The organism is Bacillus sp. FSL E2-8868 (assembly GCF_038005505.1).
Classification (GTDB): domain Bacteria; phylum Bacillota; class Bacilli; order Bacillales; family Bacillaceae_G; genus Bacillus_A; species Bacillus_A mycoides.
In genome coordinates, this window is sequence record NZ_JBBOTI010000002.1 from 1,621,715 (window position 1) to 1,646,490 (window position 24,776).

General features: G+C 35.8%; 20 protein-coding genes. 7 read left to right on the forward strand and 13 right to left on the reverse strand.

Going from position 1 to position 24,776, the window contains the following annotated elements; all coding sequences use genetic code 11:
* The first annotated feature begins 65 nt into the window (after positions 1-65).
* Positions 66-2,435 carry an accessory Sec system translocase SecA2 gene (gene secA2, locus NSS74_RS19270; RefSeq protein WP_098636376.1) on the forward strand — a complete coding sequence of 790 codons (2,370 nt, stop codon included), beginning with the start codon at positions 66-68 and terminating at the stop codon, positions 2,433-2,435.
* Positions 2,436-2,446: 11 nt separating this feature from the next.
* Entirely contained in the window at positions 2,447-3,328 is an 882-nt protein-coding gene (locus NSS74_RS19275) for an accessory Sec system S-layer assembly protein (protein ID WP_340814109.1), read from the forward strand.
* A 70-nt stretch (positions 3,329-3,398) separates the two neighbouring features.
* Here NSS74_RS19275 and NSS74_RS19280 read toward each other — a convergent pair whose 3' ends face one another.
* Positions 3,399-3,770, reverse strand: a complete 372-nt coding sequence (locus NSS74_RS19280; RefSeq protein WP_002125538.1) for a hypothetical protein — start codon at positions 3,768-3,770, stop codon at positions 3,399-3,401.
* A 234-nt stretch (positions 3,771-4,004) separates the two neighbouring features.
* Positions 4,005-5,483, reverse strand: a complete 1,479-nt coding sequence (locus NSS74_RS19285) for a SulP family inorganic anion transporter (RefSeq protein ID WP_002140541.1) — start codon at positions 5,481-5,483, stop codon at positions 4,005-4,007.
* A 233-nt stretch (positions 5,484-5,716) separates the two neighbouring features.
* Between NSS74_RS19285 and NSS74_RS19290 the strand changes: the two genes are divergently transcribed.
* Complete coding sequence (locus NSS74_RS19290; protein ID WP_002140538.1) at positions 5,717-6,187, forward strand: hypothetical protein; 471 nt, start codon at positions 5,717-5,719, stop codon at positions 6,185-6,187.
* Between the two features lie 240 nt (positions 6,188-6,427).
* Here the strand turns inward: NSS74_RS19290 and NSS74_RS19295 are convergent, their stop codons facing one another.
* Positions 6,428-7,276, reverse strand: coding sequence for a MerR family transcriptional regulator (locus tag NSS74_RS19295; RefSeq protein ID WP_002140537.1), 849 nt, complete (start codon positions 7,274-7,276; stop codon positions 6,428-6,430).
* Positions 7,277-7,355: 79 nt separating this feature from the next.
* On the opposite strand from NSS74_RS19295, the gene NSS74_RS19300 reads away from it, so the two are divergent.
* Both NSS74_RS19300 and NSS74_RS19305 read left to right on the forward strand, forming a co-directional pair.
* Positions 7,356-7,988, forward strand: coding sequence for a GNAT family N-acetyltransferase (locus NSS74_RS19300; RefSeq protein ID WP_002140536.1), 633 nt, complete (start codon positions 7,356-7,358; stop codon positions 7,986-7,988).
* 199 nt (positions 7,989-8,187) lie between these two features.
* A complete protein-coding gene (locus NSS74_RS19305; protein WP_137076415.1) occupies positions 8,188-8,793 on the forward strand; it encodes a DedA family protein in 606 nt (201 codons plus the stop codon).
* Positions 8,794-9,039: 246 nt separating this feature from the next.
* Here the strand turns inward: NSS74_RS19305 and NSS74_RS19310 are convergent, their stop codons facing one another.
* From NSS74_RS19310 to NSS74_RS19330, 5 genes are all read right to left on the reverse strand, one after another.
* Complete coding sequence (locus NSS74_RS19310; RefSeq protein ID WP_340814112.1) at positions 9,040-9,714, reverse strand: LPXTG cell wall anchor domain-containing protein; 675 nt, start codon at positions 9,712-9,714, stop codon at positions 9,040-9,042.
* Between the two features lie 141 nt (positions 9,715-9,855).
* Complete coding sequence (locus NSS74_RS19315) at positions 9,856-10,020, reverse strand: hypothetical protein (RefSeq protein WP_340814113.1); 165 nt, start codon at positions 10,018-10,020, stop codon at positions 9,856-9,858.
* Positions 10,017-11,915 carry a Cna B-type domain-containing protein gene (locus tag NSS74_RS19320; protein ID WP_340814115.1) on the reverse strand — a complete coding sequence of 633 codons (1,899 nt, stop codon included), beginning with the start codon at positions 11,913-11,915 and terminating at the stop codon, positions 10,017-10,019. Before NSS74_RS19320 ends, NSS74_RS19315 begins: the two co-directional genes overlap by 4 nt.
* Positions 11,916-12,514: 599 nt before the next feature.
* Positions 12,515-14,071: a fatty acid--CoA ligase gene (locus NSS74_RS19325; RefSeq protein ID WP_340814117.1), complete on the reverse strand. Its 1,557-nt coding sequence runs from the start codon at positions 14,069-14,071 to the stop codon at positions 12,515-12,517.
* A 271-nt stretch (positions 14,072-14,342) separates the two neighbouring features.
* Complete coding sequence (locus tag NSS74_RS19330; protein ID WP_002010930.1) at positions 14,343-15,833, reverse strand: coproporphyrinogen III oxidase; 1,491 nt, start codon at positions 15,831-15,833, stop codon at positions 14,343-14,345.
* Positions 15,834-16,090: 257 nt separating this feature from the next.
* Here NSS74_RS19330 and NSS74_RS19335 point away from each other — a divergent pair, with 257 nt between their 5' ends.
* Positions 16,091-17,827 carry an S-layer homology domain-containing protein gene (locus tag NSS74_RS19335; protein ID WP_340814118.1) on the forward strand — a complete coding sequence of 579 codons (1,737 nt, stop codon included), beginning with the start codon at positions 16,091-16,093 and terminating at the stop codon, positions 17,825-17,827.
* Positions 17,828-17,867: 40 nt separating this feature from the next.
* Here NSS74_RS19335 and NSS74_RS19340 read toward each other — a convergent pair whose 3' ends face one another.
* Positions 17,868-18,740 (reverse strand): Cof-type HAD-IIB family hydrolase, encoded by an 873-nt coding sequence (locus NSS74_RS19340; RefSeq protein WP_340814119.1) that lies wholly within the window; start codon positions 18,738-18,740, stop codon positions 17,868-17,870.
* A gap of 134 nt (positions 18,741-18,874) precedes the next feature.
* Here NSS74_RS19340 and NSS74_RS19345 point away from each other — a divergent pair, with 134 nt between their 5' ends.
* The gene (locus tag NSS74_RS19345; protein WP_033729802.1) at positions 18,875-19,489 is read left to right on the forward strand and encodes a DNA-3-methyladenine glycosylase; all 615 of its coding nucleotides are present in this window, start codon (positions 18,875-18,877) and stop codon (positions 19,487-19,489) included.
* A gap of 179 nt (positions 19,490-19,668) precedes the next feature.
* Here the strand turns inward: NSS74_RS19345 and NSS74_RS19350 are convergent, their stop codons facing one another.
* The 4 genes from NSS74_RS19350 to alsS form a co-directional block, all read right to left on the reverse strand.
* Entirely contained in the window at positions 19,669-20,778 is a 1,110-nt protein-coding gene (locus NSS74_RS19350; protein ID WP_078176315.1) for a glycosyltransferase, read from the reverse strand.
* Between the two features lie 50 nt (positions 20,779-20,828).
* Positions 20,829-21,908 carry a glycosyltransferase gene (locus NSS74_RS19355; protein ID WP_002140529.1) on the reverse strand — a complete coding sequence of 360 codons (1,080 nt, stop codon included), beginning with the start codon at positions 21,906-21,908 and terminating at the stop codon, positions 20,829-20,831.
* 218 nt (positions 21,909-22,126) lie between these two features.
* A complete protein-coding gene (alsD, locus tag NSS74_RS19360; protein ID WP_002140528.1) occupies positions 22,127-22,885 on the reverse strand; it encodes an alpha-acetolactate decarboxylase in 759 nt (252 codons plus the stop codon).
* 16 nt (positions 22,886-22,901) lie between these two features.
* Positions 22,902-24,590, reverse strand: coding sequence for an acetolactate synthase AlsS (gene alsS, locus NSS74_RS19365; RefSeq protein ID WP_002125517.1), 1,689 nt, complete (start codon positions 24,588-24,590; stop codon positions 22,902-22,904).
* Between the last annotated feature and the right edge of the window lie 186 nt (positions 24,591-24,776).

Sequence of the window (24,776 nt, forward strand, 5' to 3'; positions counted from 1 at the left end):
TCTACTTGTTCAGGATAAACATGTGCTATAATGTAGCTATTGTCAGTAAGAGGAGTGTTTACAACATGCTGAATTCGGTAAAGAAATTGTTAGGAGATTCTCAAAAGAGAAAGCTAAAAAAATATGAACAACTCGTTCAAGATATTAATGATTTGGAAAAACAAATGTCTGATTTACCTGACGAAGAATTACGTCACAAAACTGTCACATTCAAAAGTATGCTTACGGATGGTAAAACAGTTGATGACATAAAAGTAGAAGCATTCGCTGTTGTACGCGAAGCCGCAAAACGTGTGCTTGGATTACGCCATTACGATGTGCAGTTAATCGGAGGACTTGTATTACTAGAAGGTAATATTGCAGAGATGCCAACTGGTGAAGGAAAAACATTAGTTTCCTCTCTCCCAACATATGTACGTGCCCTTGAAGGAAAAGGCGTTCATGTTATTACTGTAAACGATTACTTAGCGAAGCGTGATAAAGAATTAATTGGCCAAGTCCATGAATTTCTAGGCTTACAAGTTGGATTAAATATTCCTCAAATCGATCCTTCTGAAAAGAAACTTGCGTACAAAGCTGATATTACATACGGTATTGGAACAGAGTTTGGCTTTGACTATCTTCGCGATAATATGGCTGCTTCACAAAATGATCAAGTTCAGCGCCCCTATCACTTTGCTATTATCGATGAGATTGATAGCGTTTTAATTGATGAGGCGAAAACGCCACTTATCATTGCTGGGAAGAAATCAGGTAGCTCTGATTTGCATTATTTATGTGCAAAAGTTATTAAATCATTCCAAGATACCCTTCACTATACATACGATGCAGAATCGAAATCAGCTAGTTTTACAGAAGACGGTATTACAAAAATAGAAGATTTATTTGACATCGATAACTTATATGATTTAGAGCATCAAACTCTATACCATTATATGATTCAATCATTACGTGCCAATGTCGCTTTCCAGCTTGACGTTGACTATATTGTGCATGATGAAAAAATACTACTTGTAGATATTTTCACAGGACGTGTTATGGATGGTCGCTCTTTAAGTGACGGCTTACATCAAGCACTAGAAGCAAAAGAAGGTTTAGAAATTACAGAAGAAAATCAAACACAAGCTTCTATTACAATTCAAAACTTCTTCCGTATGTATCCGGCATTATCAGGTATGACAGGTACCGCAAAAACGGAAGAAAAAGAATTCAACCGTGTATATAATATGGAAGTTATTCCAATTCCAACGAACCGTCCTATTCTTCGTGAAGATAAAAATGACGTAGTATATGTAACAGCTGATGATAAATATAAAGCTGTGCGTGAAGAAGTTCTAAAACAGAATAAGCAAGGACGCCCTATTTTAATTGGGACGATGTCTATCTTGCAATCTGAAACTGTTGCTCGTTATTTAGATGAAGCAAACATAAAGTATCAATTATTAAACGCTAAAAGTGCAGAGCAAGAAGCAGACTTAATTGCAACTGCCGGGCAAAAAGGTCAAATTACAATCGCTACCAATATGGCAGGCCGAGGTACTGATATTTTACTAGGTGAAGGTGTCCACGCCCTTGGTGGATTACATGTAATTGGAACAGAACGTCATGAATCTCGCCGCGTTGATAACCAGCTTAAAGGACGAGCTGGTCGCCAAGGTGATCCGGGAAGCTCTCAATTTTTCCTATCTTTAGAAGATGAGATGCTAAAGCGCTTCGCTCACGAAGAAGTAGAAAAGTTGGAAAAATCACTGAAACCTGACAAAACGGGGCTTATTAATACATCTAAAGTTCATGATTTCATTAACCGTACACAATTAATTTGTGAAGGTGGTCATTTCTCAATGCGTGAATATAATTTAAAATTAGATGACGTAATTAATGATCAACGTAATGTTATATACACACTACGTAACAACCTTCTAAAAGAAGAAACAAATATGATAGAACTTGTTATTCCAATGATTGAACACTCTGTGGATGCAATTGCTAAGCAGCACCTTTTCGAAGGAATGCTTCCTGAAGAATGGGATTTCACTAGTTTAACAGCATCTATTAAAGAAGTTTTAGCGGTTGAAACTTTGCCGCCATTATCTGCGAACGACGTACATTCGCCTGAGGATTTACAAATCGTTTTAAAAGATACAATTTCTAGCTATATCGAACGTGTACAAGAATTAAATGACCATGCGGATTTACAACAATCACTGCGCTACGTTGGTTTACACTTCCTAGATCAAAACTGGGTAAATCACTTAGATGCAATGACTCACTTGAAAGAAGGTATTGGCTTAAGACAATATCAACAAGAAGATCCAACTCGCCTTTACCAAAAAGAAGGTTTGGATATTTTCTTATACACTTACGGTAATTTTGAAAAAGAAATGTGCCGATATATCGCGAGACATTTAGCAGTTCCAGAAAACGTACAATCATGAGGTGAAAATTTATGTTATCATTCCTGAAAAAGGCAAAGAAAAAAGGAAAAGATACTACTGTTTCTAGTAATCAATTATTTGGACAAGAAGAAACTACTTCTCAAAACAAAACGGTAAAGCCAGTTCTTTACTTCCATCCTAGCTGGGGTGACGTAGCACAAGAACAAAAATACATTTATCAATTTTTACATAAAGAATTACCACGTTTACAAGAATATCAAATTTCTTTATCAGGAATTGAAATTGAAAAACGTGATGGCGCATACGATGTAGCTGCATTCATTCGCAGCAGTGTCCCAAAACCAATTTCTTTCGCAGAAGTTACATTACTTCTATTAAACAAAGATAAAAAGCTGTGCGCACGTAAAACATTTAACTTATCTGCACTTGGCGATATTCCTGAAAACGTGAATATGCCTTTCGTATTTACATTTGAGCAAGAAACAATAACGGAAGCTGAACTATCTCAATCAGATTGGGAATTAGCTTTCGAACTTGAAAGTAAGCATCAACTAGATTTAGATCCATCTTGGGAATCTCAGTTACCTGAAGCAAGCAAAGATGCTTTACGTAATTTTGTAGACAATTTAACACCTCCAAATGAAGGTGAAATTAACTTCCTAGGTTTACAAGCCGCACTGAAAGAGAACGGCGATTTACATACAACACTTCTAATTCGTAACGGCTGTAAAGATAACATTCAACTAGAACAACTTCCTCTTCATATTGAAGATGCTTCTGGAGAAGTCGTTGTTAAAGGTGCTTTCACGTTACCGAATCTTGAAATTAAAGCGAATACTACAAAACCGTGGTCATTTGTTTTCCCTGCTTCATCCATCTTGAAACAAAATATGGATTTATCTAGCTGGAAAGCATTTGTACCACAAGACTAATATACAAAAAAGCCTATCCTAAAAGATGGTCATCACACCTTTAGGATAGGCTCTATTTTTTATGTAAAATCTACTTCGTTACTAATAAACGTTCAATATGATACTCAGCTTCTAGTTTACACATTTCATCTACATGCTTTACTTCGCTCTTGTTTAACAGCTCTAATTGTTCTTCGCTCGGCTGCTCACTAATAAGCTCATTAATTTTTTCATTTACTTTCATCGCTAATGCTTGATGGAAATCTGGATGTCCTTTCAACTCGTCATCTACTTTATTAATCCAAGTTGATTTTGTGTATAAATATTGTTTCCACTGTTCAACAAATTGCTGCATATCAAATTTTTCTTCATTCCATTCAATTTCTTTCATATATCTCTCAAAAGAAACAACAATTGATCGTGTAATCCCGATCTTCACTCCATGTGGTAACTGTTTGTACATCAAATATTCCCTCCAGCTTAAAGCTCTTCCTTCTGAATATAAAGGAATCTCAAAATTCATATACCTTCTTATAATAGCACATTGCTAATCTAAGATGTTACTATACTGTGTAGAAAATCAATTGTCAACAAACGTATAACATTTAGATATAATGATTTTATACATAGTAAGCACATATACAAATAATAAGAACCTTCACACTCTATAACGCAATTCATGTGAAGGTTCTTATTGTTATATTGCCTTAACTTTTAAAAACTGCAGTTTCTCTTTTTGCTCATCATTCGCCATCATTACTATCGTCTTTTCAACATGCGGATGTACATGTTCAAGTGTCACACTCGCTCCTGCTTTATCCGATTGCTCAACAAAGTTTAATAACGCCATAGCTCCTGATACATCCATATAATGTACATCTTTCATACGCAAACTAACTGGTGACTTCACATCTTGTAAAGAAGCAAAAATACGATCTACTGATAGAAATGAAAGTGGTCCCTGAATCGTATACGTCGCTTCTTTTTCTTTTATAATAGAAGCTTTACGTTCTTTACACTTCACCATGTATATAATGAAGGAAAGAATAATGCCAAACGCAACAGCAACCATTAAATCGAATTTCACTGTCACAACCATCGTCACGAACATAACAATCACATCACCTCTTGGTGCTACATGTACTTTCTTCATGCTTTCCCAATCAAACATCCCGATGCCAGTTAAAATTAAAATACCTGATAATACAGCAAGCGGAATATATTGTACCACTGAACCGAGTCCCATAATGAAAATAAATAATATGACACTATGCATACAAGCCGACAGTGCCGTCTTCCCCCCGCTTCTTATATTGACGATAGATCTAACAGTTGCACCTGCTCCTGCTAATCCACCGAACAAACCACTCGCAATATTGCCAATACCTTGTCCGATTAACTCTTTATTACTTTTATGACGTGTCCCCGTCACATTATCCATTACGACAGACGTTAATAACGAGTCAATTGATCCTAGTAAAGCAATACTAAGCGCTGGTAATACAAGTGCTAACATGCCATTTGCGTCTAAATTCGGTACGTGAAGAGATGGCATCGCCTCTGGAATTGCACCTATTTTTTCAATCATCTTATTTAAAGAAAGAGTTCCTACAACTGGTAAGTTTACCGTAATTCCTTGTAGCATAGAAGAAAATAACGGCAACGTTACTGTAACACCTACTAATGCTACTAAACTTGATGGAATGGCCTTAATCCATTTTCCAGAAACAATCATTACAATGATCGTTAATAACACAAGCAGAAAGCTATTTTGTACGTGCTTCATTTCACCTAAAATAATAATCAGTGCAATCCCGTTCATAAACCCTGAAACAACAGGATATGGAATGTAACGAACGTAAGAGCCGAGCTTACATACACCAAATAAGATTTGAAATAACCCCGCCATCATAAATGCTATAAAACTTGCTTCTAATCCGTGAGTTGCAATAACACCTGTTGCAATAACTGTAATCGGCCCAGTAGGACCCGTTACTTGCCCCGGTGTACCACCAAATAACGCCGCAAACAAACCTGCAAAAATCGCACCATACAATCCGACTAGCGCTCCCTCAGACGTTCCCGTTGCGGCAATACCAAATGCAATCGCTAGCGGCAAAGCAACAATCGCAACAGTAAACCCTGCTAAACATTCCTTTGCTATTTTTTGAAACATATAAATAACCACCTTCTTATAAAGTCCATGTTCCATTGTACATCTAAAACAAATCATTCGTTAGCGTATTTATAAAAAACTCTTTACAGTCTCGTGAAGTAAACGTCTACATTGATAAATAGCCTTCCCAAGTCAAACTAAAAAACAGCAATATGACGAATCTACTTTGGGAAACAAACTTGACTATGCTATAATAAACAAATTAAATCTTTTACTATATACTTGGAGGCACTATGCTAACTTTTGAAGAAAAATTATCAATTATTGAATCTTTCCCGGAATTAGAAAGAAAGAACGTATCATTAAAACGCGTAAACTTTCACTTTGAAGAAAGTCGTTTAGATAAAAAGAACGTTGTATATCATTTACATCCAAACGGAAACGGATTTGTATATGCATACTTCATTAAAGGTTATAAAACAGATGCTAAAGGTATGATTAACATCCGTGAGTTTTCAGAAGAAGAACTGCGTTCATTAATTGAAAAAGTAATTGAACGTCTATCACAGGAGCCAGAGGAAGTTGTAGCACCAATGGAACCTGCTGCAGAAGAAGAATGGAAGAACGAAGACGGTCATATCCTAACTCTTATTCAAGAGGATGACATGTGGAACGTTTACGCTGGCGTAAACTTAGACGGTACATTCAACTCTTATCCAGAAGCTGCGGAATACCTTGATGAAGAAGGTTTCTCACGTAAATAATACGTTCCTTACTACTAAAGAGGGCCGTCCCAGTTTTTTTTGGGATGGCCCTCTTTTTATTAATAGGTAGGCTATCATTGTCTTATTTTGTAGTTAAGCCGATATCCTTTGTCGAAACGTCGATATATGTAGAGTTGCGTTCGATATAATTTCATGCACTGTTGCAATTTAACCCAATAAGAACATAAATCCATTTCGAAATTAGGCTTTTTGGGCAGTCCCATCCATTAAATTATGGCATCAAAACTTCTTATTCTCACTATCCCCTATAAAAATTTGAATTTGACAACTATACGTCTCCGTATTAAAAATATCACTAACTAACTCCACTTCAATAAAACTCTCCACTTCTATATTATTTTCTTTTATGTATTTAATTATGGTATTTCGACGTTCTTCCTCATTTTCTTTACTATACGCTAATGTTATATATTTCCCGCCCGGTAATACTTTTATATTTTGCATCTTTTCCATATGTACATCATCTCGTACTTTATTAAAAACATACTTCGGCTCTACATCCCATTTTTCATTGACATTGTATAGAATCCCCATTTCCATTGCCATTTTCTCTTCATAATCTTGCACGATCTTCTCTAAATCGGAATAATACAGTAACTCCTGTAAACTTCCTACTTCTTTACAAGGCGCAACAACGACATAACGCTGTTCAAAAAATTCAATAGAGATTTCATCACTCTTTAATATTTCCTGTGAACTCCCTACTTTCTCATTTAACCCATCAATCGTTTCAATTACCTCTTTCATTTTCTTTATATGCTCTTCCGCTTCCTCTCTCTTTAATTGTAAAAATTGCAGCAATTTATCCATATCACATTCCTTAAAAATCTCTTGAAGTTCTACTATACTGGTATTCAACTCTCTACAGCTTTTTATAATATCAATGTGAATGAATTGATCTATAGAATAATATCTATATCCTGTTGATTCATCAACATGTTTTGGAATAAGAATCCCCATCTTATGATAGTACCTTAACGCTTTTATCGTAATATCCTTTATTTTTGCAACTTCTCCAATAGAAAATAATGTTTTCACCTGAATCTCTTCCTTTTTATTTTTTCGCATGCAACTATTGACTCTCCCCTTAGAGGAGACATTACTATTTATAATAAGTCATTTACATTAATAAAGGGAGTATACAATTATGAACACAGTAAAATATAGAAATCTTGTCAAAGAAGACTATGAGCCTATAAAACATTTAATTGGTGAGGCATTTGGATTTAATGAATTCATTACAGATAAAAAATTTTTAAATTCAATATTAAACTTCTACCTACACAGTTGCATTTTAGGAAGCTCCTTTAGTAAGGTAGCTGAAAAAGATAATAAAATTATCGGTGTCATTTTAGGCGATTCCAAAAAAGATAAAAACCGTTTAAAGAGATTCCATAATACTGTTAGCTTTTCCTTTAACACGCTGAAACTATTCATGACGAATAAAGAGAATAGAGAGTTTTTAAAAGCATTTATAAAGGTTCAAAAAACATATAAAGAACTAATTCAAGGAAAAGAAGATCATTTTCAAGGCTGTATACAATTATTCATCGTATCCAAAGAATCTAGAGGTCTTGGAGTTGGGAAATCTTTATTAAATCATTTATTCCAATACATGACAAAAGAAGAAGTGACATCTTTATATTTATATACAGATAATGAATGCAACTATGAATTTTATGACAGACAAAACTTCCAACGTATACAAGAAAAAGCAGTTAATTTTGGACCAAAAGAAGAAGATTTCAACGTATTTTTGTACCGCTATAACTTTAACTAATAGTAACATTTACACTTCAATGCTCTTTGCTAATTAGCAAAGAGCTATATTAAGTATGATATCACTCACGAGTGGTTGTCAAAAAATCATACTAGCTTAAATCCTCCAGCCAAACTCTTCTACTACTATTGTTTCAGTTCGATTAGCGTGAAAAAGAGGAAGATGTGTAACAACTTCAATTTAAAAAGGAGCGCACAACATGGAATGGATTCACGAATTATTTCAGCAATATGGGTATTATGTAGTACTTATTGGATTACTTTTAGAATATATTGCTCTTCCGTTTCCAGGAGAGCCAACATTAGCCTATGCAGGATTTTTATCACATCAAGGTGATTTAAGTTTACCAATTTTAATTATTTTATCCTTTATTGGGACAAGTGTAGGTATGACATTCCAATACTTTTTAGGAAATAAACTTGGCATGCCTTTCATTCAGAAATACGGGAAATATGTATTTTTAACAGAACGAAAAATTAATTTAACGAAAATGTGGTTTGATAAATACGGATATTTTCTAATCTTTATCGCCTTTTTCATTCCAGGCGTCCGCCACTTTACAGGATACTTTGCAGGAATTATCAACTTACCGTTTCGCCGCTTTGCGATGACAATTTATTCAGGTGCCCTATTTTGGGTATCCTTCTTCCTAATCGGTGGTTACTGGTTAGGGGAAAACTTAGAAGATATATTCATCGTACTTGAACAACACATTTGGAAAATTATCTTCGGTATTATTATCATTACGCTAATCACCCGATTTCGCAAAAAAATAAAGCATGTGTTTATAAAAAATCTAAATTAAACGTGCAGTATGTTATTAAAATCGTTCATCCATAAACATTATCCAGCTTAGCTGATTACGCAAATAATAAAGTAAAACTTTAATCAGTGGGGGTTTACGGGCAGTTATCTCCCACCTAACTTCCTCACATTCGCCGAATTTCGAGGTGGGAGTCTTACTGCCCGTTAATGCGGGATAAAAAAAGCGGAGACCCATAGTCTCCGCTTTTTTACATACATATTGTTTCCGAACTAACTCTCAGGCTCATTAATTTTTTTTACGTCTAAACAACATCGCTCCAAAAATTAATGAGAACATACCTGCAATAATAGAAGTAGATTCAGTTGATGCTCCCCCTGTTTGAGGAAGTAATTTTGATTGCTTATTATTTTCTTTACTAGTTGTTACTTCAGATTTATTTTGTACATCTTGTTTACTTTGTACTTCTACTTTATCTTGTACATCTTGTACCTTTGGTGTTTCCGGTTTGTCTGTTACCTCTGGTTTCTCTAATACATTTGGTTCCTCTGTCACCTTTGGTGTTTCCGGTTTTAATGACTCTTCTATTTCTTCTGTTGTTTCTTCTTTATTTTCTTCTTCCTCTGGTGTTACTAAGATCTCCGGTTTGTCTGTTACCTCTGGCTTCTCTAATACATTTGGTTCCTCTGTCACCTTTGGTGTTTCCGGTTTTAATGACTCTTCTATTTCTTCTGTTGTTTCTTCTTTATTTTCTTCTTCTGGTGTTACTAAGATTTCCGGTTTGTCTGTTACCTCTGGTTTCTCTAATACATTTGGCTCCTCTGTCACCTTTGGTGTTTCCGGTTTTAATGACTCTTCTATTTCTTCTGTTGTTTCTTCTTTATTTTCTTCTTCTGGTGTTACTAAGATCTCCGGTTTGTCTGTTACCTCTGGTTTCTCTAATACATTTGGCTCCTCTGTCACCTTTGGTGTTTCCGGTTTTAATGACTCTTCTATTTCTTCTGTTGTTTCTTCTTTATTTTCTTCTTCTGGTGTTACTAAGATCTCCGGTTTGTCTGTTACCTTTCTGGCTTTTCACCTTTGGTTCTTCTGGCTTTTCTTCTTTCAAGTCTTCTGTTGTTTCAACTTGCTTCCTTCTGTCACTTTTCTTTTTGGTTCTTCTGGCTTTTCTTCTTTCAAGTCTTCTGTTGTTTCAACTTGTTCTTGCTCTTCTGTTGGTTTCACCGACACTTCCGGCTTTTCTTTCACCTCTGGCTTTTCAAGTTTCACATTCGGCTCCTCTGCTCCTCTGTCACCTTTGGTTCTTCCGGTTTTTCTTCTTTCAAGTCTTCTGTTGTTTCAACTTGTTCTTGCTCTTCTGTTGGTTTCACCGACACTTCCGGCTTTTCTTTCACCTCTGGCTTTTCAAGCACATTCGGCTCCTCTGTCACCTTTGGTTCTTCCGGTTTTTCTTCTTTCAAGTCTTCTGTTGTTTCAACTTGTTCTTGCTCTTCTGTTGGTTTTATCGACACTTCCGGCTTTTCTTTCACCTCTGGCTTTTCAAGCACATTTGGCTCCTCTGTCACCTTTGGTTCTTCCGGTTTTTCTTCTTTCAAGTCTTCTGTTGTTTCCAACTTACCTTCTTCTTCTACTTCTGTTGCTTCCTGTATCTTTATATTCGTAATATCATATCCATTAACTTTCGATTGATATCCCGCTACTGGATGCTCGTTTACTGTGTACGTATAGACATTACCGTCATTATCATATGCAGGTATATTTGCAAATGTATAATTCCAACCTTTTGCTGCTGTCACGTCTTGTGTCTGGATTACGTCACCATTTTTCAGTAAGTCTACTTGAATCGTGCTCGGACGATCTGTTGCATTGTTATCATTCCAAGTCTTCGTTCCTGAAATGGATGTCGTTTTCACCTTATTTGGAATCATCAACTTTACACCTTTTTGAGCAGTTGCATCAACTGTAAAGTCGAATTTTTTTTGAGGATCAAAATCCACATATTTTGGAGCTTTAATCTCTGTTACATAGTAATTTCCTGGTTCTAAATTAGAAATTTCAACAATACCTTCTGCACCCGTTGTATACGTATCGCCAATTTGTTCACCCGATTCCTTATACAACTTAAACGTAACATCTGGGATGAATTTTGTATTATCTCCTTCAATGTGCTTCACAATTCTTAGCGTACCTTTAGGTGGTAAATCACCTTGTGCACCGCCACCTGCGTTTATATTTTTAACCCATGCATTCTTTGAAACAGTTACTGGCGGCTGATTTAAAATCTGGTAATCAATTGTATAATCATTATAAAACTCATCTTGATTCATTCCGCTATCAGTTATAATCGAGCTATATCGAATACTGATATCCTTACCATTTACCTGATCCTTATAACCTCTAAGGGAAAAAGAGTTACCGTTAAGCGTAATCGTACCATAACCTTGATCGATAAATTGTTGCGGAGTTACACCCGTATTTCCGACTATTATAATAAATCCTTCCTGCTTCAGCGTTTGACCTGATTGTAAAGTATCAGTCAAAACAATATCAGCACCTAACTGTTCCTTGTTACTACTAGTGTTTACATTCAACTCCCATTTCACCTCATTGGGAGCGTCTGGGTAAATTTCACCTGTTTTGTAGATAAATGATGACGGACCCGTCGATTCTGTGGGTCCTTTAATTGTTACCCTTTGAGTTGCTAAACTTGTGCCTAAATTTGTATCAACTGGTATGGTTTGATTCATTCCTACATTACTAGTTGCTTTAAATTCAAAATACAAATAACCTCTAATATTTTGAAGTTTCTCAACCATATCATTAAATGCACATACCACATTCTTTGATGTTACTTGGCAAGTACCAAAGCTAACACCTGTATCATTCTGTAAATCAATCTTTTTACTATATCCTGCTAATTCTGCCGGTAGCGTTAATGTTACTGTGTCTCCAGCCTTCATTTGATTTCCAGATTTATCACTAAAATCTACTCTTATTCCCGATCGTTCTCCATAATTTAATTCCGTTTTGTTGAATGTAAAACTATCAACAAATCCTGTTGTGTTTAATTCTTGTGCATGCCCTATGATAGGTGTAAAAACTTGTCCAATAATAACAGTAAAAATAAAACAGATTACAGATATTCTTTTTAAATATGTACTCATAAAGCCTCCAATTCTAATTCTCACATTTTTCTGTTGTGGAATCTTTCCCACCTTAAAAAAGGTTACAACTAAAGAATATTTGCAGCATCAAACTATCTTTAATCATGCAAAACAAAGCAGTAAACAACACGATTCATTAACCATATTGTTCCTTTCTACTTCTTGTTTTCCGCAGCCAACAATAAATATTAGTACTAATAAAAACACATTACAAGACTGTTCATTTACATATTAATTTGTTACTATATTCATGCTACCAAAATATACTAAATGACCACTTCATTCATACGGTCATCTGATGACTGACTTTCTTTATCTTTCAGCGATAATTCTCCTCTAATAAATTTATTCCACTCTTACTAAATTTATTATTTTAACATCTATAAAATCCACCTAAAAAGTTCACAAAACCCTTATTTAAAGCGGATTACATACATTTATAAGCAAAATGCAATCTCCTAAAAGATATTTTTATATAAGAATAAAGGAGAGTTTAAATAGAAGATACACACCATTTTTTCAATCATTTCCAAAAAAATAAAGCTATCTTTTCTTATTAAAAAAGATAGCTTTATTCGTATAGACAACTGCTCTACTCTCTATTGTTTTGCGCCTTTTAACGACTCTCTCAGGACAAATTTTTGTAATTTCCCGCTCGCATTACGAGGAAGTTCATCTACAAATAAGTAATGACGTGGACGTTTATAGTCTGCTAATTCATCACTTTCTTTACAATATATTTCTAAATCTTCTTCTGTAATCGCTTCATCTTTCTTTACAACAACCGCAACGACACGCTCTCCCCATAGTTCATCGGGCTCACCAAGTACCGCAACATCTAATACACCAGGGTGACTATGAAGGAAATCTTCAATTTCGCGAGGATAAATATTAACGCCGCCACTAATTACCATATCATCAACGCGGTCTGCAACGAATAAATAACCGTCTTTATCGAAGTATCCTAAATCACCAGAATGATACCAGCCTTTATACATCGATTTTGCATTTGCTTCTTCTCGATTATGATAACCAGCCATCATAGTTGGACCGCGCAAAATAATTTCCCCTACTTCATAAGGGGGCAACGTATCATCTGGCTCTGCTGGTCCATCTTCCTTCGGTTTCACAATTCGAATTTCATGGCTAAAGCACGGTGTTCCTGCTGAACCAGCTTTCGTAATTTGATCCTCTTCTACGAGAAACGCAACAACCGGTCCCATTTCTGTCATTCCGTAAATTTGGACAAGATCAATATAAAGGCGCTCTTTACATTCCTTCACTAGCGCTGGAGCCATTGCAGCCCCGCCGTATACACCGATTTTCATTGAAGTTAAATCATACTTAGTTAGATCTTTTTGCAGTAACATATTCCACATCGTTGGTGCTGCAAAAAACGTCGTAATCTTCTCTTCTTGAATTGTATGTAATACTCTATCCGTATCAAAATGATGTAAAATAACATTCTTTCCGCCAACTTGAATGCGCGGTATGATTCCAGCATTTAACTCACCGCAATGATATAAAGGTGCTACCACAAGCCCGGCGCTATCCCTGTTATATTTTATGAAATAAGTACAAATCATACTATGCTCAGCCATATCACGATGGCGATGTAGTACGCCTTTCGGATGACCAGTCGTTCCGCTCGTATAAAGCATAGAACAAAAATCCATTTCATCGACTACAATATCTACTTTCTCAGCTGATGCTTCATTTACTTTTTCATGGTAAGAACTAGCATAGGAAGGTGCATCGTCTTCCACGTACCAAAAAGACGAATTTGGAAAATCTCGTTCAATCATAGTAACTGTTGATTCGACTGCTTTTTCAAAGACAACTACTTTCGAGGCTGCATCTTGGAGGATATACGATAATTCTTTTGCTTTTAAGCGGAAATTAATTGGATTGAAGATCGCGCCAATTTTCGCACAAGCTAAGTAAACGTTTACAAATTCACGACAGTTATATAGGTAAACAGATACACAATCTCCCTTTCTTACTCCTTCTTTCAATAGAGCTTGCGCCGTTTTATTTATTTGCTCATCCCACTGTTTATATGTCCAACGAATATTTTTTTCTGGTTCTACTAACGCCTCTTTATTCGGATATTTGCCAACTGCCAAATCAAAAATTCTCCCTATCGTCATGTACATGCCAACAATTTCCCCCTTTTCTCTTTCATAAATCTATCATTTCGTCTATAAGTAGACATTGTCCTCTAATAATCTGACTAATTTTTCTGATTATTATCGACATAGTTTTACATATGGACCGTTTGATGATAAATGAAATTATATCGGCGATTTTTTGAATATATCGAACGCAACTCAATTTATATCAGCTATTTTTCGAATATATCGACTTACCGACAAAAACTGACAATATAAAAAGGGGTTGTTCCAAATCGGAACAACCCCCTTCTTCTTACACGAATAGCTCTTCTAAAATTTTCAGTTTATCTTCTGTATATTTCACGAAGCCATCGTTATATGATTTTGGATCTTTCGGATTCGCAAAGTGTGTAATTGCTCCTGTTTGTGGGTGAACAAATTTACTTGATGCCCCGCAACCAAGTCCGATAATCGATTGTACTTCTTCCATAATAACAATATTGTAGATACTTTCTTGCGTCGGTATTGCATACCCAACGTTTTCTAAGTTACCTAAAATATTTTTTTGACGATATAAATAGTATGGCACGTAATTATGATTCTTCGTCCACTCTTCCGCCTCATGCATCATCGCAGTAATTTCTTCGCGACCTGCTACTTTATATTTACGTTTGTTTTGCGTCATTTCAGAAGCACGTTTAAATGATAACGTATGAACTGTTAACGATTCTGGCATTAACTTTTCTGTTTCATCTAACGTATGCTTAAAGATGTCTAATCCTTCACCAGGAAGACCAATAATTAAATCCATATTAATATTGTTCATTCCCATTTCACGTGCTAAATGATACTTCTCAATCGTTTCTTCTACAGTGTGATGACGTCCAATTGCTTTTAGTGTTTCTTGGTGGTATGACTGCGGATTAATACTAATACGGTCAATATTCCATTTATTTAACACTTCTAGCTTTGCTGGTGTGATCGTATCTGGACGACCTGCCTCAACTGTTACTTCACGTACATCTTTCACATCAGGGAAAGCTTGGTACATTTCTTCATACAACATATCCATCTCTTCTGCTGTAATACTCGTCGGTGTACCGCCGCCGTAATAAATCGTCGTAACTGTAACACCTTTTTCTTTTAAAAACTTACCAATTTCACGAACTTCATAATGTAACCCGCCTAAGAACGAATCAACTGATCCTTGGCGTCCGTTAATTGCATAAGCCGGGAACGTACAGTACGCACATTTTGTAGGACAAAACGGAATACCGATGTAAATACTTACTTCTTCTTTCAAACGGTATAAATCTGGAACAACCGCTAATTGGCAATCAACAATACGCTGAAGAAGTTCAATTTTCTCTTCATGAATTAAATAACTTTCACGAAGTTCTTTATGCGCTTCTTCTTTTGACATACCATTTTGAAGCAGTTTGTGAAGAAGCTTCGTTGGGCGTACCCCAGTTAATATTCCCCAGCTCTGTTCAAGTCCAGTTAGCTGTTGAAGTACAGAAAGATATACGTAAGAAACAACATGTTTCACTTGCTTCATACGTTCTTTTTCTTCTGTGAAAGCAGATAAATCTTTTGCGAATGTTTCTTCATATACATTTCCGGTTGCAACATCTGTTAAACGAGCCGATGCTGTCACATTACCTTCTATCTGTATATCAACGATAAGATTTGCTTCTTCTTTCTCAAACCCTATCGTGCTCTCTTCAAAAAATAAACCGCCAATATTTTGTAGCGGACGTAAAAAACGATCATCTTGTAACGTTTTAATTGAAATTAACAACATTATCACCTTTTCATTTGCAAACTCTCTTTAGTTTACTTGAAGGGCGTTTGAAGGTCAATACAGAAGGTTTTACCTTATTTCCATATTACATTTACAACATACTGAATATTGATTTTTCGTAAACATCTCCTAGTTGTATAGACATTATAATATGTCCTTGTTACAATCTAAAACGTATTAGTACTAACTACTAGTTTAAATACATATAAAGGAGGCCTGTTAACACGAGATTAAAAACCTAACGTGTTAAAACAACTATGAAAAAAAAGTTTTACAACATTTTAGCACTCTCTCTTGCACTACAAACTTTTGTAGCACCTACTTATTCATTCGCAGAAAATGTAGAGAAAACCACGGAATTATCTACTGATGAACAAGCTTTAAAAAGCATTGAAGAACATGCAAAAAAACATCGACATGATGAAGAGAGTCACCTTGAAATAAATGGTGAATATCTTCTCCATTTATCAAAAAAACTTCCACTATATGACTCGAATAATTTACAGAACAAAACAAATATTGACGTTACCGAACAAGTCGTAAAGGCGACAAAGAAAAAAGATAATGCATATTATGTACAAACTGCATCTAGTTCTGGCTGGATCAATAATGATGATAATAGTTTAGAAGTACAAGAGATTCATAAACTCTCTAACAAAAAATTAATTATAAAGGAAGAGAGTTTTACATATTCACTTCCTTTCGAATCATTTAAAGAAGAGAACAAAGTACAACCACAAACACTCACTCCTATCGAACAGTCTGGGAATTGGTTTAAAATTCAATTAAACGAAACATCAAAATGGATTTACGCACCTTCAGCTAAATTTGAAGGTACGAAAGCATCATTATTCGAAAATCAGGATTCAACGGAAAATAAAAATCTATATAGAACTCCCGCAAATTTATATACAAGTGATATTTATGGTGTGACATTTAAAGAAATGATTGTCCCAAAAGGTAATGAAAACATTCGACCTGGATACGCAATGGATCCAAAATACATTACAATTCATGAAACTGCTAATACGAGCAAAGGTGCTAACGCTTTAAATCACGCAAAGTACTTAGATAGTCAAGCACGTGGAAACACTGATCGTTCAGCATCTTGGCATTTTACTGTCGATGATAAAGAAATTTATCAACACCTTCCATTAAATGAAGTTGGATGGCATGCTGGAGATAAAACTGGAAATTATGAATCTATTGGAATTGAAATTGCTGTAAACAGCGATGGCGATTATGCTAAAGCAGTAGAAAACGCCCGGAAATTAGCTGCTTATTTAATGAATGAACTAAATATCTCACTAGATCACGTTCAAAAGCACCAATTTTGGAGCGGAAAAAACTGTCCTGCATTTATGATTCAACGCGGACAATGGGATGCTTTCTTAAAGGGAACAAACGCTTACTATAATGAACATCATACAAATAAAGAAGATATCCCTGGAGAAGTTACGCATGAAAAAGACGACATTACAGGTGGCTGGTATGAACAAGACATTCGCCAACTAGCAGCTAAAAACATTATGTTCGGTGACGGTAATGGTTCTTATTGGCCAAATCGCCTTGTAACACGTGCGGAGTTTGCAAATTTAATGTCGCGCTCTTTAAAATTACCTGGTGGAAATTCTAAATTTACGGACTTAAACGAAGCACATCCGTCTTTAGTAGATGGCATTAACCGTGCCGCTAGCGCAGGTATAATTAATGGTCGTGGGAATAATAAATTTGATCCAAATGCTACAATAACACGTGATGAAGCTGTTATTATGATTGACCGTGCACTAGATTACTACTGGATTTATACAAAAGAAGTGAAATTACCATTCACTGACCAGGACTTAGCATACGATAAAAAAGCATTACAAAACGTTTATGCATATGGAATTGTAAAAGGTAACGAGCGAAACGAGTTTGTACCAAAAGGCACAGCAACACGTGGTGAAGCTGCTGCATTTTTAAATAGAATGCTGAAAGTAATCGAAGCATAAAAAAAGAAAAGAAACGTAGCCAAAAAGCTACGTTTTTCTTTCATCGTTTCGGTGTATGTTTATGATTCTTTAAAAAAGGAAGCGGGAATTGCTTACGAAAATGCTCTTTAATCATGTACTCTACGCCGTTCTCAGTATTAGAACGTGTAATCCAGTCCGCCGCTTGCTTTAATTCTACAGGAGCGTTCCCCATCGCTACCCCAAGCCCAACATTTTCAATTACCTCTAAGTCTTCTATGCTATCTCCAATCGCAACCATTTCACTAAGGTTAATATTTAAATGCTCCCCAAGTAATTGTAAACCACGTAGTTTTGATACATTTTGAGGGAGAATTTCTATACGTCTTTCATCACACTCAACGTACTCTACATCTTGAAATGCCTTTCTTAACGTATTCATCCCTCTTTCTTTTTCACCTTTCGTATGGAAAACAATATCAATTTTTGGCGCAGCTAATGGATGATCACGCAGTGCATCCCCTAGCGAATCTACAAATTGAACCGGATAAAATAATGGATCTGCGCTTGATAATACAGTACGCGCAATTAAGTTTGGTGTATTTCTCTCACGATTCCCAATTGAATATCGTTCATGAGAAATGCGAACATTACAATCAAAATGCTCTAACACTTGCACGATATTAAAGGTTTTCTCTTCAGATAATCTCCTTTGAGCGAACGGCTTATCTAACGATGCTGAAACGAAAGCACCGCCATGCGTAACTAATATAGAATCTAATTTTAACGCCTTCGCTATTTTATGAGCAGATTGAAAATTACGATTCGTAAATAATGTAACGTATACATCTTTTCTTTTCACAAAGTCAATTGTTTCTCGTATCCCTTTTGCGATTTTTCCGTTGTTGTATAGTAGTGTCCCATCTATATTAAGAGCTAGTAAGCGATAAATCATGTCGCACTCCCCCTCTTCGCTGTTGTACTCTATCCATAATTTATGAAATAAATGTAGTAAATAGAACGAGTTAGAATTACTACTGAAAATTTGGTTTACTATATACATATACAACTGGCAAAGGAGATAGTACAATGCAGGCACCACCTTCTTTTTATGAAGGCGATACATTAGTGGTCGCAAAGAAGTTACTCGGACATAAACTCGTTCATATTGTAGACGGCATAAAGCGGAGCGGAATTATTGTAGAAGTAGAAGCATACAAAGGTCCAGATGATAAGGCCGCTCATAGTTACGGCGGCAGACGGACTGATCGAACAGAAGTAATGTTCGGTGCACCCGGACATGCTTACGTATATTTGATTTACGGCATGTATCATTGCTTTAACGTAATTACAGCACCAATCGGCACCCCGCAAGGAGTTCTCATTCGTGCTCTTGAACCTGTAGATGGAATCGAAGACATGAAACTAGCGCGCTACAACAAAACCGACATTACGAAAGCTCAGTATAAAAACTTAACAAATGGCCCCGGAAAACTATGCCGCGCGCTCGGAATCACTTTAGAAGAGCGCGGCGTATCATTACAAAGTGATACGTTACATATTGAATTAGTTCCTGAAGAAGACCATTTATCATCCACACATAACATAATAGCTGGCCCTCGTATTAATATTGATTATGCAGAAGAAGCCGTTCACTATCCATGGCGGTTTTATTATGAAAAGCATCCGTTTGTTTCAAAATAAAGAAGCTATCCTATAAGTAAGTGAAACCAACTTATAGGATAGCTCTTTTTTCGTAATTCATCACACGTCGAAAAGCCGAAATCCGGGCTCGGATTTCGGTTTTGTTTCTATAAAAGAAACCGTTGTTCCTCCAACATTGCCAAATACAGCTCATCTCCAAAGAGAAAATCTTAAAAGCATTATTTTTTTAATGCATAATAATTATCCAAATTGAATTTCGACATAATGAAAGTTCCTGTTGGCGTTAAAAGTTGTGACATAGATTGTATGACCTGCGGTAATTTCGCTGGCTCAATAGGATGTGATAACAAAATGTACTGGAATTTTTCATCTGTAAATACCTCATGTAACTTGTCATACTCAGCAGAAGTTGTAGGAGCTACCCTATTTGCAAGAGCTGCTGCTTTTTCATTAATTTCTGCTCCAAATATGGGAACTGCCGGATAACGCCTTTTCATTTCTAATAAAGTTGCACCACATCCAGCTCCTATATGAAGAATATTCACTTGATCAGGCGCAAATCGATCTACAATTGCTAGTAAATCATAATGAATGTATAAACTTTCACCATAAAATCCCCATTTTTCATACAATTTTATATTATTTGCATGTAAAACTACAGAAAATTTCATACTATCTTCTTTCCATGAGACACTTCCGTAGTGATGAATAAATGTATCTTTACATAAATACAGTTTATATCCTTTTTCAAACATTCTTAGTGACAAATCATCATCTTCATAATTCCCCGGTGTAAATCGTTCATCTAATAATCCAACTTCATCTAACACTGATTTTTTTATAAGCATACAGAATCCGATTAATTTCATACGTTCTTCCCATTTATCTTTATCACTTTGATTATATAAAGTTGCAAACTTCTGCATTCCTTCAATATCTTTATAAAAGGTTGGTATAGCAGTATAGTAAGCGGCATTATTAGTTATGGGCCCTACCGCTCCAGTATCCTTACTTTCATATAAACACCGAATTAAGTTGCTTAGCCAATTTTCAGTTACGACCACATCATTATTCAATAATAGAATATTGTCACCTTTTGCCTCTTTAATTCCCTGATTGCATCCCTTTGGAAAACCCATATTCTCCGCATTTTCCACTAGCATAATATCCGATTGTTTTTGTAACCATTCTACAGTACCATCTGTTGACGCGTTGTCCACAACTATTAACTCATACTCTTGTTCCACTGTATAAGTTCTAATACTTTGGATGCATTCTTTTGTATACTGTAATTGATTATGAGTCAATATAATTATACTTGTGAGCATGAATCAAACTCCTCTCAGCAGCCAAAATGATTATCTAGTATTATTAAATATTATTTTTCCGATAAACTATCAAAATATTTTCTATTATATTCAATGCTCGGATTATTAGGTATGAACAGTGCAGCTTGTTCGTTATGATAAATTGCCTTTTCATATTCTTTTATTCGATCATAACAAATACATAGTTGAATATGCGGCAACCATGTATGACACTCTTCTCGGACAAACGGCGAATCCTTTGGTCGTGGCCCGTCAATTGCTGCATGGTACCAATATATCGCTTTAGAATATTCCCCTTGTTGCAAAAATACACGTCCTAAGTGGCAACAAAGTTCTCCTCTAGGCGTGTCATACGTAAATGATTGTAAACAAGACTGTATAGATTTTTTTAAGTCCCCCAATTCTAAATAACATTCGGCTCTTTTTAAACAAGCTTGAATGTTATCTTCAACCCAACCCTTTTCTTCATCCAAAAACCTAGAATACCCCTTAACAGCCTTATCAAATAATCTGTGATCCTTACATTCATTTGCATAATAGTACACATCGCGGGGGCTAAACTCTTTTCCACTCTCAAGATGTTTTTCATATATTTTCAAATTACGATTAGTATATGCTTTTTCTTTTTTATGACTTACCCCTACGTCACTATTTATAAGATTTCCATACACCTCTAAATATTCATGAACAAATCCATACCATTGAAAATTTTTACTTCTGTTGACTAATCGATATCTCCTTAAAGAATGTGTTGGATTTCCTTCTATATCAAAAGTTAAATAATATTTCATAGATACTGCATCCGTACTACGATCTAACGTATGTTTTAACTGCAACAATTTCTTTATATCTTCCGTATCTATTATGTCATCTGCGTCTAGCCAAAGAATATATTCTTTTGTAGCTTTAGAAAACGCAAAATTTCGTGCCGCTGAAAAATCTTCAATCCATTGAAAATCATAAACTTTCGCGTCGTACTTCTTCACAATTTCTTTTGTACCATCTGTTGAACCTGTATCTACAATAATAATTTCATCCACAACACTTTTAACCGATTCTAAGCATTTTGATATAGTTTGTTCTTCATCTTTTACAATCATGCATAAACTAATAGTAATGGAGTTTTCCATCATATCCCCCCTATCCTTTTGATGTATATGTTTGGAGAGAAATTTATATTTCTTTTGCTTCAAAATTGAGTTTTCATTTTACAAAAGAAACATAATGAGGCGGTGCAGTGAAATTGGATAGGGGAATTTCACTCGAAGATTGCAAATCAATGAAAAAAACCGAAGCCTGAACAAGACTTCGGTTCTTTATATAGAGAATACATAATTTCGATTCCTTTTTACTCCGCACCTTCCGCGGTCGCAATATCATTCTCTAAGTTTTCTCTTGATAATTCAGCTGCCATAAAATCAGCTGTTTCAGGAAGTGCTAAATGCATATGAGCTTTTTGACAAATTTGGATCGTACAGTTTTCTACAACATAGTCGAAAACATGTCCGCCACCGCTTCTTTCATCATCAATGTAATGTAAGTGGAAACCAGCTACACCAATACCTTGCGCGTAATCTGGTGTCCAAAATCCAGCTAGCGTACCTTCTGTATCTTTAAATGAAAAGATCGGTTGTGATTTCGTCACTTCAACGAGCGGCGTATACGGTTTTTCTTGTCTTGGAACAGTTCTCGTTCTTACTTCACGGAACGTTCCATCCATTCGAATACCGTAAAATAAGTTTTTACTTGGCATTAACTCATGTAATAATGCTTCCACTTCTTCACGATTCATCGGACGCTCTACCTTATAACTCATTTCTTTTTCAAAAAACGTTACAGTCGCAAACGGTGTTGTTTCTTCCGGTTCTACTTTTTCCGCTGAACCGTCTGAACGTAAATGGTAAAATTCATTATCAAACGCAATCATTTCACCATCTAATTGATCAAATGTACCGATGCCAAAATCACCACGTTCTTTCAATTCCTCAAAGTTAATAACACCATCGTATATACCATCTAATAGCGCAAGCATGGTAGATGTTTGATATACTTCATTACTCATTTTCGTTCTTTTTGCATCAATATCAATTAATTGCGCAACAGTCATCTCACTCATGCCCCCATCAGTTTAATTGGTTTGGTAATAATTTTTCGCTTAATTTAATGTTGTCACGGTAGTCAATTGGAATATCAATAATGACAGGACCTTCTGCTTCTAACGCTTCTCTCAATACACCTTCTAATTCGTCTGGTGTATTGACACGAAGACCTATTGCTCCGAAACTTTCTGCATATTTCACAAGATCAACATCGCCAAACTCTGTAGCTGATGTTCTACCGTATTTCATCATTTGTTGGAACGCAACCATATCATATGTACCGTCTCTCCAAACGAGATGTACAACAGGCGCATTTAAACGTACCGCTGTTTCTAACTCCATCGAAGAGAATAAGAAACCACCATCACCTGACACTGAAACAACTTTTTTACCCGGCTCAACTAAAGTAGCAGCAATTGCCCAAGGAAGTGCAACACCTAACGTTTGCATACCGTTACTAAATAATAGTCTACGTGGTTCATAAGAACGGAAACATCTCGCCATCCAAATAGAATGGGAACCGATGTCACATGTAACGGTTGTATCGTCACTAATTAAAGAACGAAGTGTACGAATGACTTGAAGTGGATGCGTAACACCTTCTGAAGCACGATTTGGAACTTCTGCTTGCTCTGATAATTTCGAGCGTAATCGTTCTAAAACTGCTTCTGATTTCGTATTTAATACAAGCTTCGGTAATTTCTCCGCAATGCTATTTACAGTTAAAGCGATATCGCCAATTAATTCACGCTCTGGTTGGTAATCATGGTCGATATCTGCTTGGTGATCATCAAGGTGAATAATTGTTCTATCGCCAAGTTTATTCCAGAATTTCGGATCATACTCAATTGGGTCATAGCCGATAGATAAAACAAAATCCGCTTCTTCTAGTAAAATATCACCTGGTTGGTTACGGAATAATCCAACGCGGCCGAAGAAATGATCTTCTAACTCACGTGAAATTGCACCAGCTGCTTGATATGTTTCAACAACAGGAAGTTCTGTACCAGCAATTAACTCACGAACTGCTTTCGTTACTTCATTGGTGCTTGCTCTCATACCGAGTAAAATAACTGGTAATTTTGCTGATTTTATTTTTTCTACTACGTATTCAATATGATTTGTGGGAGCGATTCCAAGCTGTGGCTTAGAAAGCGCACCGATAGATTCTACTGTCGTTTCCGCAGTCATAACGTCTTGCGGAAGACTTACAAGTGTTGCTCCTGGATTTGTAGAAGTAGCACTTCGAAATGCATTAGTAAGTGCTTCTGGTACATTATCAGGATGCTCGACTTCTACGCTATATTTAGTGATTGGTTCGAATAATGCAGCATTATCCATAGATTGATGCGTACGTTTTAATCGATCTGTACGCGGAACTGCACCAGCTAAAGCAACAACGGGATCACTCTCCGCATTCGCAGTAACAAGACCTGTCGCTAAATTTGATGTCCCTGGTCCTGAAGTTACAAGACATACGCCCGGTTTCCCTGTTAATCTACCAATAGCAGCTGCCATAAAAGCTGCATTTTGTTCATGACGACAAACAATTAACTCTGGTCCTCTTTCTTGCAGTACATCAAATACAGAGTCAATCTTCGCTCCTGGAATACCGAAAACATGTGTAACACCTTGTTTAATTAAACAATCAACAACAAGATCTGCTCCTTTTGTTTTTGTTTTCACGTCGTTTGCTTTTACACCTGTACTCAAACTAATCATCCCTTTATTTCATAATGTGTGTAATAAAGATTTTAATTTTATATACTTCACCACATTAATTAACATAGTGTAATATATCTCGTTTATCATTATAGTACAAATGCATTATTTTTCCAACGATATGAATTTGACAGTTTTTTGACAACCTCTAAGGAATACGCTTACAACCCTTTGTTT

Coding starts and splice junctions, on each gene's coding strand:
- NSS74_RS19335 (WP_340814118.1), top strand. CDS start 16,091: ATGAAAAAAAAGTTTTACAACATTTTAGCACTCTCTCTTGCACTACAA.
- NSS74_RS19300 (WP_002140536.1), top strand. CDS start 7,356: ATGAACACAGTAAAATATAGAAATCTTGTCAAAGAAGACTATGAGCCT.
- NSS74_RS19345 (WP_033729802.1), top strand. CDS start 18,875: ATGCAGGCACCACCTTCTTTTTATGAAGGCGATACATTAGTGGTCGCA.
- NSS74_RS19280 (WP_002125538.1), bottom strand. CDS start 3,770: ATGTACAAACAGTTACCACATGGAGTGAAGATCGGGATTACACGATCA.
- NSS74_RS19330 (WP_002010930.1), bottom strand. CDS start 15,833: ATGTTGTTAATTTCAATTAAAACGTTACAAGATGATCGTTTTTTACGT.
- NSS74_RS19295 (WP_002140537.1), bottom strand. CDS start 7,276: ATGCGAAAAAATAAAAAGGAAGAGATTCAGGTGAAAACATTATTTTCT.
- NSS74_RS19305 (WP_137076415.1), top strand. CDS start 8,188: ATGGAATGGATTCACGAATTATTTCAGCAATATGGGTATTATGTAGTA.
- NSS74_RS19355 (WP_002140529.1), bottom strand. CDS start 21,908: ATGGAAAACTCCATTACTATTAGTTTATGCATGATTGTAAAAGATGAA.
- alsD (WP_002140528.1), bottom strand. CDS start 22,885: ATGACTGTTGCGCAATTAATTGATATTGATGCAAAAAGAACGAAAATG.
- NSS74_RS19325 (WP_340814117.1), bottom strand. CDS start 14,071: ATGTACATGACGATAGGGAGAATTTTTGATTTGGCAGTTGGCAAATAT.
- NSS74_RS19350 (WP_078176315.1), bottom strand. CDS start 20,778: ATGCTCACAAGTATAATTATATTGACTCATAATCAATTACAGTATACA.
- NSS74_RS19290 (WP_002140538.1), top strand. CDS start 5,717: ATGCTAACTTTTGAAGAAAAATTATCAATTATTGAATCTTTCCCGGAA.
- NSS74_RS19340 (WP_340814119.1), bottom strand. CDS start 18,740: ATGATTTATCGCTTACTAGCTCTTAATATAGATGGGACACTACTATAC.
- NSS74_RS19285 (WP_002140541.1), bottom strand. CDS start 5,483: ATGTTTCAAAAAATAGCAAAGGAATGTTTAGCAGGGTTTACTGTTGCG.
- secA2 (WP_098636376.1), top strand. CDS start 66: ATGCTGAATTCGGTAAAGAAATTGTTAGGAGATTCTCAAAAGAGAAAG.
- NSS74_RS19320 (WP_340814115.1), bottom strand. CDS start 11,915: ATGAGTACATATTTAAAAAGAATATCTGTAATCTGTTTTATTTTTACT.
- NSS74_RS19275 (WP_340814109.1), top strand. CDS start 2,447: ATGTTATCATTCCTGAAAAAGGCAAAGAAAAAAGGAAAAGATACTACT.